Here is a 12,213-nt window from a genome sequence, read left to right on the forward strand (position 1 = left end):
TGTGGTTGGCAAATGGATTTTATTGTTCGACCAGATACGGGCTCGTGCCCGCATTAACGGGTATGCGAGATGATTCTTTACCCTTCGAAAACCCTGATATTAGTTTTTCTGGCGCTGAGAGCGTTATCCGGCGGGCGTTCTTGATTCTGATCAAAAAATCGCCTGTCGCCCGTGATTCAAGGGTTTATATGTGGAATTTGAAACCGGTTTTATTGGTAAAAACAAAAACCATCTTATTTATAATAATTGTCTGATGATTTCGTTTCGATTTATGGATGAATGCTGGAATTTCGTTTTCGGTGAATCACGGGAGGCGCCGATACAGATGTCCGGCGTGCGCCGCTTGATTGGCGCGATGGGCAGGTAAACGAAAACGGGCGCGCCGTGTCGGCGCGCCGGACCGGCCCGCGGCGGGCGCCGCGAGCCGTACAAGGGTCAGAACGTAGTGCGCAACCCGGCCATCACGCTGCGGCCGCCTTCGGGTGCGAAGCCGCGCACGACCGACGTCGAATAGCGGATCTCCTGGTTCGTCAGGTTGTCGCCGCGCAGGTAGGCGAGCCAATGCGTCGGGCCGACACGGAATTTGTAGGTCAGCATCACGCCGAGCGACGTGTAGCCGTCCGTCGAGAAGTCGTTGTCGGGCACGCGATGTTGCGACCACGCGTGCGTGACCTGTGCGCGTGCGCCAAACGGCCCGTAGCCATAGTCGGCCGCGAGCGTCGCGCGCAGCGGCGCGATACGCGGCAGCGGCTGGCCCGTGTCGACGTTGCGTGCATGCGTGTAGTCGGCCGTCAGTTCGAGGTCGACCGTGTGGCCGCGTCGCGAGAACGCGCGCCATTTGCCGTCCAGCTCGACGCCGTAGAACTCGGCGCGCACGCCGCGATAGATCGCCTCGTTCAGCGAGCCGTCGGTGCCGGGCGCGACGGGTTCGCCGTCGCCGTCCACGACGCGGCCCGTGTTGTACTCGGTCAGGTAGTTCGAGAAGCGGTTGTAGAACACGCCGACGCTGCCGCGATTCGGGCCGCTCGCATAGCGCAGCGACAGGTCGGTCGACACGGCTTTCTCCTTCGATGCGTTCGGGTTGCCGATCAGGAACTGGCCGGTCGCGTCGTGCGGGCCGTTCGAATACAGCTCGTAGAAGGTCGGTGCGCGTTCGGTGTACGCGACGTTCGCCGCGACCGACCATACCGGTGTCAGCGAAAACAGCGCGCCGGCCGACAGGCTGCCCGCGTTGAAGTCGCGCGGCTGCGCGCCCGCGAATTTCTCGACGCCGGCCGGATCGGGGTCGACCTTCACGTGCTCGAAGCGGCCGCCCAGGCTCAGCTTCAGCGCGGGGACGACCTGCCATTCCTCGAGGCCGAACAGCGCGACGCTGTTCGTGCGCGTGGACGGCACGAGCAATTCGTCGCCGAGCGCGGAGAACGTGTTCTGGCCGAACTGCACGCCGATCGCGCCTTCGAACGGGCCGATCTTGCGATGCCGTGCCTCGATGCGCGCTTCGTAGCCGCGATTGCGGAAGGTGGTCGCCGTCTCGCCATTGTTGACTTCCTTGTGGCGATAGTCGGTGTACGCGAAATCGAATTTCAGCTTCGTGAACGGCCCGCTCAGGTTGCGCACCTCGGACGCGAACGCAAGGCGTTCCTGGCGCATCCGCAGCCGCACGTCGCTTTCCGCGACCGAGCCGTAGTTCGATTCATAGCCGCTGTACGACAGGCCCGCGAAGCCGTCTGCCCACGTGTACGACGCGCCGACCGCGCCGCCGTGCACGCGGCCGTCGCTGTTCGGCACGTTGCCTTCCGGCTGCGGCGTGTCGGGGCCGTCGATCGCACGTTGCTGGCTGCTGCGCGCGTAGCCCGGAATCCGCAGCTTGCTTGTTTCGCGGTCGAACGCGTCGACGTGGAATGCGAAGCGGCCGTTGCCGCCTTCGACCTGCGCGGCACCCGCGCGCACGGAATTCGCGCCGCCGTAGCGCGCGTCGAGCGCGCCCGTCACGCCTTCGATCGCTTCGCGCGGAATCCGGTTGTCGATCGTGTTGACCACGCCGCCCACCGCGTTGCCTCCGTACAGCAGCGCGGCCGGGCCGCGCACGATCTCGACGCGCTCGATCGACAGCGGATCCTGCGGCACCGCATGGTCATACGACAGCGACGACGCGTCGTAGGCCGCGACGCCGTTCTGCAGCAGCCGGATCCGGTCGCCGTCCATCCCGCGGATGATCGGGCGGCCGACCATCGGCCCGTAGGTCGTGGTCGACACGCCGGGCAGCCCGTTGAGCGTTTCGCCGAGCGAATCGGCCTGGCGGCGCGTCAGCGCATCGCCGGAGAGCTGCACGGTCGGCGCGATCAGCTCGGTGTCGCCGAGCGGGTTAGCGGTCACGAAGATCGGTGCGAGCGAGGTGGTGGGCAGTGGCGGGTTCGACGACGCGGGGGTATCGGTCTGCGCATGGGCGACGGCGGCGAGCAGCATCAGCGAAAGGGGCGAGAGCGGGCGAAGCGGTAAACGAGGGAGGTCGCGCATGGTCGGTGAATCGGTTGGAATCGGATCGGATAACGAGCGATGCGGATCACGTTTTGATACGATATATTGTTGCGTCACTGACGCGCAGTGACCCGCTGGAACATCGCTCGGCGAGACTCGGCCACCCACGGTGGAACGGCGTCAGGCGAACGAGCACCCGAAATGATATGTTATATCATTTCAAATTCCAAGCCGGCCGGGAGGTTCCCGTCGGGTTTCTGTCGGATCGGTGAAAACGGCGGCTGGAGCGGAGGGGGGAGTGCGGGAAACGACCGGGGGCGCGTCGGGCGCATGACGCGAGCGGCGACGTTGAAGCACCAACACGACGAGACTGTGATAGATTTCCGGCGCGGCCGATGTGCCGCGAACGTTCTCAGGGCGGGGTGAAATTCCCCACCGGCGGTAATCGCGCAATTGCGCGTAGCCCGCGAGCGCTTGCCGGCACGCATGTGCACGGCAAGGTCAGCAGACCCGGTTCGATTCCGGGGCCGACGGTCAAAGTCCGGATGAGAGAGAGCGGGGTTCGTTGCGTACGCAAGGTACGCGGCTTGTCCCTGTGCGCCCATTCAACTCACACAGGACCCATCGATGACCCAACTTGCTTCCCCCTCCCAAACTGCCGCGCCGCGTATCGCCTTCGTCCAGTCGTGCTGGCACAAGGAGATCGTCGACCAGTGCCGAAACGCGTTCGTCGACGGGCTCGCCAACGCGAACCTGAGCCGGGCGGATTGCGATTTCTTTGAAGTGGCAGGCGCCTTCGAGATTCCGCTGCATGCCAAGCTGCTCGCAAACACCGGCAAGTACGCGGCCATCGCGTGCGCCGGCCTGGTGGTCGACGGCGGCATCTATCGCCATGACTTCGTCGCGCAGGCGGTGATTTCCGGTCTCATGCAGGTGCAGCTCGAAACCGGCGTGGTGGTGCTGTCGGCTGTGCTGACGCCGCATCATTTCCACGGCGCCGAGCATGTCGCCTACTTCCACGAGCACTTCCTCGTGAAGGGCGCGGAACTTGCGCATGCATGCGTCGATACGATCGGCAAGGTCGCCGCGCTGAAGGCGGAATCCGTGGTCGCCGCGATTCCGCAGGCTGCTTGACGCATTGCGGTGCGCATGCCGCCGCGCGACGCAGGGTGTCGCGCGGCGGCATGGCGGCCGGCGTCGCCTTACGGTGCGAAGAACACGTCCGTGCGGTTCGTCAGGTTGCCCGCGCTGGTCTGCACGAAGAACGGGTGGAACGACGATGACGGGAGCACGTCGAGCCCCTGGTAGTCGCCGATGAAGAACCCTTCGGCGTTGGGCGCGAGTTTCATGTCGAACGGGCCGCCGACGCGCCGCTCGTCGGCGAACGTCGTGCCGCCGTCGTGCGAGATCTTGCGCCAGAAGCCGGTCGGCAGCGTCGTCGTGTTGCCGGCCAGCAGGTCACGGAAGTCGTAGTAGGTGACCATCACGGCGCCCGTGTTGTCGACGCGCACCGACGGATTGAACGCGGGGCGCCCGGTCGGCGTGTTCAATTGCTGCGGCGTGCTCCATGTCGCGCCGCCATCCTTCGACGTCGATACCGCAATCTCGTCGTACTTGCCGCCGTTGAAGCGGCTGTCCTGCCACACCACGTAGAGCTGCCCCGATGCGGGATCGATCGCGGGTTCCGGAATGATGTCGCCGGTGCGTACCGGTTCGCCGGTGTTCGGATCGGTGACGCCGACCGTCTGCAGCCCCGCGATCACCTGCGGTTTCGTCCACGTCGCGCCGTCGTCGGTCGACTTGATGAACGCGACCTTGCCGGCCGCCTTGCTGAACGGCGGCTGGATCAGGTCGAAGAAATCGTAGAGCGTGCCGCTCTTCGGATCGACGACGATCTGGTTGCCGATCGTCTGCTGGCGCGAAGGCACGTCGACGATGACTTTCGGGGTGCTCCACGTCTTGCCGCCATCGGCCGTCTTCGAGAACAGCGTCGGCCCGCGGTACGCCTTCGTGTGCAGGTTCGCGTACGGGTTGCCGTTCGGCAGTTCGAGACGATCCCAGACCGCGTAGGCGGTACCGGCCTTCACGGGGTTCGCCGTCACCGATTCCTTGTCGTTGAAGAACTGCGTCGTCGGTTCGTCGTTCGCGATCAGCACGGCCGGGCTGCTCCAGGTTTGTCCGCCGTCGGTCGAGACCGACGCGGCCACCGCGTTGCTGTTGTTCGACTGGTTGAACGAGATCGACACCGAATACGCGGTGCCGTCCGGCCCGAACGACACCCACGGATCGGACGCGCGCTCGTATTTCAGCCCGCCCGGCGCGCACGCGCTGAACGGCTGCGGCGTGCGCGCCCAGGTCGCGCCGCCGTCGAACGTGTAGCCGGCGACGAGCCCGTGCGCGCCGCCGTTCGACCAGCGGTCCTGCTGCCACACGCCGATCATGTTCGTAGGGTTCGCCGGGTTGACCGCGAGCCATGGTTCCACTTCGGCATTCACGTAGTTGGTGCCGGGGCCGCCGATGGTGCACGCGGCGAATGGGCTCGGGCCGGACACGACGACAGGCTCGGCGTGCGCCGCGGCAGCGGCGGCCATTGCCATCGCGGCGGACAGGCGGGTGACAAGCGAAGGGGACACGATCGTGCGTCGCATGGACTGCTCCTCGTTGACGTGCGGCTGCGAAGGCACGGCACGAGGCGGCCACGCGAGCCGGGGCGCGGCGAATCGTGCCGCGCGCGTTGCTGCGTGTCGTTCAGGATGCCGCTTCAGCGATCGCAATCCGCGTGCGCTGGAACCCGCCAGCACGTCGGTTAAGACTCCTCTTCATTCTGATTGCTTGTCGGGTGTGTCTGCGATGTCGACCCGACGGGAAGGCCAGTCCGGGCATGCGACGAATGTGTCGAAGTGGATTGCAATGTAGGTGATTCGAATGCCGCGCGACAGGCAGTTTTTTGTAACAGTCGGTAGCCGGAAAGCGTTGCCGGCGGCGTGTGTCGGCAACGCAAATTTTGCCGTCGCGACGACATGAAAATCGAATCGAAAACACGAATCGCAATCGCTTTCGATTGATGCCGGCGCGAGTCGGTCGCGGCGGGCGACGTGCCGTTCAGCGCTCCGCCGGGAACCGGTCCTGCAACGCGTGCAACCAGCGCGCGACGACATCGAGTTCGTCGTCGGAAAACCCGTCGCACAGCTTGCCGTTCAGTTCGCGCAGCAGCACGCGTGCGCGCTTGAGCGCCGCGTGGCCTTCATCGGTGAGGTACAGCCGCGTTGCGCGGCCGTCGTCGGAATCGGCATGACGCGTGATGAGGCCGGCTTTCGCCATCCGGTCGGCGAGGCCCGTCATCGCGGACGGCGCGAGCTGCAGCGCGGCGCCGACTTCGCCGATCAGCGCGCCATCCTGCTTCGCGAGACAGAACAGCGCGCCGGCCTGCGCGGCGCTCGCGCGCGTCTCGGTTTCGGCCCTGCGGTCGATCCAGCGCTGCACGCGCCGCTGGCCGATGTTCAACATGAAAAACAGTCGTCGGTCTTCGCTCAAGCTGGGTTCCCGGCTGCAATGGAAAGGGAGGGGCGGCCCGCGGTGCGTGGCGTGTCGAGTGCCTGCGCGAGCCAGTCGGCGACATCGGGCCACAGCACGGTGCCGGGCCGGCTGCGAAAGAAGCCCATGTGCCCGACCGGGCCGCTGCCCGCCGCGTGCGGATCGATCTGGCGGCGTTCGACCTTCGCGCGGGTCAGATAGCTTACCAGCAGGCCGATCGCAGCCGGGTTCGCCCACGGATCGTCGTCGAAGCCGAGTGCGAGGATCGGCAGCCGTTGCTTCGAGAAGCGCTCGGCCGCTTCGAGCGTCGGATCGTCGAAGAAATAGTGCGGCAGCGTCGTCCAGCGGCTCCATTCGCGGAACACGCCGGCCGGCAGATCCTCGCCGAGCCCGAGCCGCTTGCCGGGGACGTAACCCAGCAGCGCCGACGTCAGCGGGCCGAGCACGCGCAGGATCAGCCGCACCTTCAGGCGTTCGGCCGCCTGCGCGATCAGCCGCGTGCTGCCTGCATGCGCGGCGACGAGCACGGCCGCGCGCAGGTGCGTGGTGGCGCCCGACAGCCCGATTGCATGCCCGCCGACACTGTGGCCGACCGCCAGCAGCGGCAGCCCTTCATGCGCCTGGCGCGCCCATGCGGTCGCGGCGCCCACGTCGAGCTCCATCCAGTCGCGCATGCGGGCCTTCAGCGCCCCCAGGCGGGCGGGCCGCGATGCGCCGATGCCGCGGTAGTTGTAGGTCAGCACCGCGAAGCCGCGTTCGGTCAGGAAGCGCGCGAAGCCCGCATACAGCCGCTCGGGCACGGCCGTCGCGGGATGGATCAGCACCAGCGCGCGCGGCGCGGCGTCCGGCGACCACAGCGTGCCGTGCAGCGTGTAACCGTCGGCGGCGGAGAACTCGATGGGTTCGGCGGTCATGGCCATCCTCGTTCCGGGGAGTTGTTTCGTATGCGAAATATAGTCCGGGATTTATTTCGCGCACGAAATATCTGTCGAGGATTCATTCGAACGGCAGACGGCCGAGACCGGTCCGCGCACAGTGCGTCTGAATTCGCGTCATAAAATATTTGCATCTTTGCAAAGCAGAATATTGCGTTTGTCTCATGAAGCCGATCGACGTATCTTCACCGGTTCAATCCGTTCCGCCGGCCGTCGCGCATGGCGGACCACGCGGCCGCGCCATCACGCGGCCGCCCGCCAACCTTCCGGGAGATCATGTTGTCGAGCCGAATCGTCACGGCGCTCTTGCTGGCGCTTGCCGCGCAGCCGGGCATTGCCAAGGACACCGTCACGCTGCGCGTCGGTGAGCAGAACTACTTCAACATCCAGGCCTCGATGGAGGCGTCCGGCGCATTGAAGGACCTGCCTTACACGATCGAGTGGAAGCACTTCCAGGCCGCCGCACCCGTTGCCGAAAGCCTGAACGGCAACGCGATCGACGTCGGTTTCCTCGGCGATTCAGCACTGCTGACGCTGGCCGCGCGCGGCGCGCCGGTGAAGGTCGTCGCGGTATCGCGGCAAAGCCTCGACGGCGTCGCGATCCTGGTGCCGAAGAATTCGCCGGTGCGCACCGTGGCCGACTTGCAGGGCAAGACCATCGCCGTATGGCGCGGCGCGTGGAGCCAGCAACTCGTGCTGCGCGCGCTCGAACACGCAGGCCTGCGCGCCGATTCGGTCAAGTACGCGTACCTGATGCCGATCGATGCGACCAACGCGTTCGCGAACGGCTCGGTCGACGCCGTGTCGTTGTGGGAGCCGTTCGTCAGCACGCTTGCGCTGCGGCAGGGCGCACGGCCCGTGACGACCGCGCAGGGGCTGATGCCCGCACTGAGTTTCGTCGCCGCGAACGAGCAGGCCGCGTCGGACAAGCGCGCCGAGATCACCGATTTCCTGCGGCGCGTGGTGGCCGCGCGCCAGTGGGTCGACAACCACCCGCGCGAGTATGCGGACCTGTGGGCGAAGCGCGCGAAGCTCGAGCCCGACGTCGCGTATCGCTGGCTCAACAACGCGAAGCAGCGCGTCGGCCCGGTCGACGACACGGCCGCGAAGGACGCGCAGAACACGGCCGACTTCCTGCACAAGGCCGGCGTGATTCCAAACGCGTACGACACGGCGAAGCTGCTCGACCGCTCGTATGCGGGCGCGTTCGCCGTGCCGGCGCAGAAGACGGCAGCCGCGCAGTGACCGTGCGGCCGTTCCGACGATTTCCCCGATTCCCGATAGACGTACCCGAGGACATCCCGACATGCCAGTCGACATCATCGGCATGATCACCGCGACGCCCGGCGCGGAGGTCGACGTACCGGGCGGCGCGGCCGTCCAGCCCGACTACGTGCGCCGCTTCGCGCAGGCGCACGAGGCCGCCGGCTTCGATCAGGTCCTGGTCGGCCATTTCAGCAACGCGGCGGACGGCTTCATCGTCGCGTCGTTCGCGGCCGCCGCGACCGAGCGCATCCGCATCCTGCTCGCGCACCGGCCGGGCGTGATCGTGCCGTCGGCCGCCGCACGCCAGATCGCGACGCTCGACGTGTTCAGCGGCGGCCGGCTCGCGCTGAACGTCGTGTCGGGCGGCGACGATACGGACCTGCAGCGCGACGGCGATTTCGTGCCGCACGATGCGCGCTACCGCCGCACCGGCGAATATCTCGACGTGCTGAAGCGGATCTGGCTGGCCGATGCGCCGGTCGATCACGACGGCGCGTTCTACCGGCTGCGCGGCGCGTCGCCGCTCGTGAAAAGCGCGCAGCAGCCGCACGTGCCGATCTATTTCGGCGGATCGTCGCCGGCCGCGCTGGCGGTCGCGGGCGAGCATGCGGACGTCTACATGACATGGGGCGAGCCGCTCGACGCGGTGCGCGAGCAGATTGCGCGCGTGCGGGCCGCCGCCGCGCCGTTCGGCCGCGTGCCGCGGATCAGCGTGTCGTTCCGGCCGATCGTTGCCGATACGGAAGCTGCCGCATGGGAGAAGGCCGAGGCGATCCGCGAGCGCGTGCGTGCGGCGCGCGTCGCGAACGGGCAGCCGATCGCCGGGCACGCGCCGCAGAATGCGGGCTCGCAACGGCTGATGGCGGCCGCCGCGCAGGGCGACGTGCTCGACGAGCGGTTGTGGATGGGGGTTGCGAACCTGACCGGCGCGCGCTGGAATTCGACCGCGCTGGTCGGCACGCCGGAACAGGTCGCACGGGCGCTGGGCGCGTATTACCGGCTCGGCGTGTCGACGTTCCTGATTCGCGGCTTCGATCCGCTCGACGATGCGCTGGCCTACGGGCGCGACCTGATTCCGGCGATCCATGCGCAGATCGCCGAACTCGACCGGCATCAGGCGGCCGTGCCGGCGTAGACGAACGAGCCGCACGCTGAATCGCCCCGGCATGTCCCTCGCGGCATGCCGGGGCGCTTGCCTTCATTCGTCAGAACGACGGCAGCCCCGGCGGATTGGTCTCCGCGCGTGCAATCGCCTCGCTCTGCAAACCCCAGCGCGCGAGCGCCTGCCCGTAGCGGCCGCTGCCGATCAGCGCATTCGTCGCGAGCGTCAGCGCCGGTGCCAGCCCGCTGCCGCGACGCGTCGCGATCGCGACGTCGGCATTGGCCGGCCAGCCCGCATTGACGACGCCGACGCGTCGGATCTTGCCGGTGCGCGCGGCCTCGTACGCGAGCGACGCGTTCGGATTCAGCTCCGCATCGGCGCGGCCCGACAGCAGCGCGACGCGCGCCGTGGCATCGTCGTCGAAGTAGAGCAGCTCGGCCGGCTTCAGCCCCTGCGCGACGTTGCGCTTGCTCCATTCGAGCAGGATGCGCTCCTGGCTCGTGCCGGCACCCGTGATGATCCGCAGGCCCGCGACGTCCTTCGGCTCGGCGATGCTCGCGATCGGGCTGGCGGTGCGCACATAGAAGCCGTGCAGCCCGAGCCGGTAGGTCGTGAAGTCGTACTTCTCCTTGCGCTTTTCGGTGACACCGACGTTCGAAATCACCGCGTCGTACTTGCCGGACGTCAGCCCGAGCGGCCAGTCGGCCCACGCGATCGGCAGTAGCACGAGCGTGCGGCCGAGTGCGTCCGCGACCAATTGCGCATAGTCGGGATCGGCGCCGACCACCGTGCGCGCGTCGGTCGCGTAGGTCGACACGGGCGGCGCATGCGGCGAAATCGCGACCGTGAACGCGCCATCGCGTACCCAGCGGTAGGCGGCTGCGGCACGGATCGCCGCGTCGTCGCGTGCCGCGCGCAGGCGGCCCGCCTGGCGCGGGTCGAGATCGGCGGTGGCCGCCGCCGCGTGCGCGGCCTGCCACGGCAGGACGGTTGCCGCAGCCAGCGCGGCCGAGATGAACTGGCGACGATCGGTCATCGTGCGGTCCCTCGCAGGTCGGAAGCGGCGCGCATCACAGCACCCGCGACAGGAATGCGCGCGTGCGCGGATGCGACGGCGCGTCGAGCACGACGGCCGGCGGCCCGGCCTCGACGATGCGCCCTTGCTCCATGAACAGCACGGTGTCCGCGACTTCGCGCGCGAAGCCGATTTCGTGCGTGACGATCACGAGCGTCGTGCCCGAGCGCGCGAGTTCTTTGATCACGTCGAGTACTTCGTTGACGAGTTCGGGATCGAGCGCGGACGTCGGCTCGTCGAACAGCAGCACCTTCGGCCGCAGCGCGAGCGCTCGTGCGATCGCGACGCGCTGCTGCTGTCCACCCGACAGCTGGCGCGGGTACGCATCGGCCTTGTCCGCGAGGCCGACACGCGCGAGCAGCGAGCGCGCGGTGCGCTCGGCCGCGTCGCGCGTTACGCCGCCGACGGCGACCGGCGCTTCGATCAGGTTCTCGAGCACCGTCAGGTGCGGGAACAGGTTGAAGTTCTGGAACACCATGCCGACGGCCGTGCGCCGCTTCAGCACGTCACGCTCTTTCAGCTCGTGGAGCACGTCGCCGTCGCGGCGATAGCCGATCAGTTCGCCGTCGATGTCGATATAGCCGTCGTCGACGCGTTCGAGATGGTTGATCGTGCGCAGCAGCGTCGACTTGCCGGAGCCGGACGGCCCGACGATCACGGTCACGCTGCCGCGCGGCGCGACGAACGACACGTTGTCGAGCACGCGCTGCATGCCGAACTGCTTCGACACGCCGTGCACGGCCACTTCGCCGCCGGTGCGCGGCGCAGCGGAGGCAGCGGCATCGGCAAGGGCATCGCTTTCGGCTCGCGCGATCGACGTCGCGCGGCGCGACGCGGCACGCCGCCACAGCGCGCCGATGCGCACGAGCGCGAACGTGAGCATGGACGGCGGCGGGTTGCGCAGCGCGCCGCGTGCATAGTGCCGCTCGACCTGCACCTGGATCGCCGACAGCACGGTCAGGATGATCAGGTACCAGACGGTCGCGACCATAAGCAGCGGAATCACTTCGAGGTTGCGCCGATAGATCACCTGCACCGTGTAGAACAGCTCGGGCATCGCGAGCACGTACACCATCGACGTGCCTTTCGCGAGCGTGATCAGGTCGTTGAACGCGGTCGGCAGGATCGCGCGCATCGCCTGCGGCAGCACGATCCGCGTGGTCTGGCGGCCGCGCGGCAGCCCGAGCGCGGCGGCGGCTTCGAGCTGCCCCTGGTCGACCGCGAGAATGCCGCCGCGGATCACTTCCGCGGAAAACGCCGCGTGGTTCAGCGTGAGGCCGAGCACGGCCGCGAGGAACGGGCTGATCAGGTCGGTGGTCGGCGCCTCGAACCACACGATGTCGGTGAACGGCACGCCGAGCCGCACGTGTTCGTACAGGTAGCCGAGGTTGTTCAGGATCAGCAGCAGCACGATCAGCGGGATCGAGCGGAACAGCCATACGAAGGTCCAGGCGCTCGCGGACAGCAGGCGCGAGCGCGACAGCCGGGCCAGCGCGACGAACGCGCCGAGCGCGAAGCCGAACACCGCACCCAGCAGCGTCAGCACCAGCGTGCGCGCGAGCCCCGACAGCACCGGCGGCGACAGGAACCATTCGGCGAATACCGGCCAGCCCCATTGCGGGTTGCCGAGGATCGAATGCAGCGTGATCGCGATCAGCACGAGCGCGAGCACGGTGCCGGCCGTGCGCGACCGGTGGCGCGCGGGCACGATCCGCAAACGCGTGCCGGCGTCGCGCGCGACGGGGGAAGAGAGCGGCGGCAGCGCGCCGCCGAGATGGGTCGTGTCGCTCATGGCGTTGGAAATCCTCGAATCGGTCGGGCGG

General features: G+C 67.6%; 9 protein-coding genes and 1 riboswitch. Of the genes, 3 read left to right on the top strand and 6 right to left on the bottom strand.

Going from position 1 to position 12,213, the window contains the following annotated elements; all coding sequences use genetic code 11:
• Positions 1-435: 435 nt before the first annotated feature.
• Positions 436-2,517: a TonB-dependent receptor gene (locus AC5LXX_RS23055; RefSeq protein WP_493413320.1), complete on the bottom strand. Its 2,082-nt coding sequence runs from the start codon at positions 2,515-2,517 to the stop codon at positions 436-438.
• 365 nt (positions 2,518-2,882) lie between these two features.
• Positions 2,883-3,039, top strand: a riboswitch (FMN riboswitch).
• Between the two features lie 66 nt (positions 3,040-3,105).
• Between AC5LXX_RS23055 and AC5LXX_RS23060 the strand changes: the two genes are divergently transcribed.
• A complete protein-coding gene (locus tag AC5LXX_RS23060) occupies positions 3,106-3,612 on the top strand; it encodes a 6,7-dimethyl-8-ribityllumazine synthase (RefSeq protein ID WP_493413321.1) in 507 nt (168 codons plus the stop codon).
• A gap of 68 nt (positions 3,613-3,680) precedes the next feature.
• On the opposite strand, the gene AC5LXX_RS23065 is transcribed toward AC5LXX_RS23060, so the two are convergent.
• The 3 genes from AC5LXX_RS23065 to AC5LXX_RS23075 form a co-directional block, all read right to left on the bottom strand.
• Entirely contained in the window at positions 3,681-5,126 is a 1,446-nt protein-coding gene (locus tag AC5LXX_RS23065) for a sialidase family protein (RefSeq protein WP_493413322.1), read from the bottom strand.
• 454 nt (positions 5,127-5,580) lie between these two features.
• Positions 5,581-6,012: a MarR family winged helix-turn-helix transcriptional regulator gene (locus tag AC5LXX_RS23070; RefSeq protein WP_493413323.1), complete on the bottom strand. Its 432-nt coding sequence runs from the start codon at positions 6,010-6,012 to the stop codon at positions 5,581-5,583.
• Positions 6,009-6,926: an alpha/beta hydrolase family protein gene (locus AC5LXX_RS23075; protein WP_493413324.1), complete on the bottom strand. Its 918-nt coding sequence runs from the start codon at positions 6,924-6,926 to the stop codon at positions 6,009-6,011. The genes AC5LXX_RS23070 and AC5LXX_RS23075 overlap by 4 nt, the downstream gene beginning before the upstream one ends.
• A 297-nt stretch (positions 6,927-7,223) precedes the next feature.
• Between AC5LXX_RS23075 and AC5LXX_RS23080 the strand changes: the two genes are divergently transcribed.
• Positions 7,224-8,192 (top strand): ABC transporter substrate-binding protein, encoded by a 969-nt coding sequence (locus AC5LXX_RS23080; protein WP_493413325.1) that lies wholly within the window; start codon positions 7,224-7,226, stop codon positions 8,190-8,192.
• A gap of 61 nt (positions 8,193-8,253) precedes the next feature.
• Positions 8,254-9,348 (top strand): LLM class flavin-dependent oxidoreductase, encoded by a 1,095-nt coding sequence (locus tag AC5LXX_RS23085; protein WP_493413326.1) that lies wholly within the window; start codon positions 8,254-8,256, stop codon positions 9,346-9,348.
• Between the two features lie 70 nt (positions 9,349-9,418).
• Here AC5LXX_RS23085 and AC5LXX_RS23090 read toward each other — a convergent pair whose 3' ends face one another.
• Both AC5LXX_RS23090 and AC5LXX_RS23095 read right to left on the bottom strand, forming a co-directional pair.
• Entirely contained in the window at positions 9,419-10,351 is a 933-nt protein-coding gene (locus AC5LXX_RS23090; RefSeq protein WP_493413327.1) for an ABC transporter substrate-binding protein, read from the bottom strand.
• Between the two features lie 34 nt (positions 10,352-10,385).
• Positions 10,386-12,182: an amino acid ABC transporter permease/ATP-binding protein gene (locus AC5LXX_RS23095; protein ID WP_493413328.1), complete on the bottom strand. Its 1,797-nt coding sequence runs from the start codon at positions 12,180-12,182 to the stop codon at positions 10,386-10,388.
• Between the last annotated feature and the right edge of the window lie 31 nt (positions 12,183-12,213).

This window comes from Burkholderia torrens, assembly GCF_984668525.1.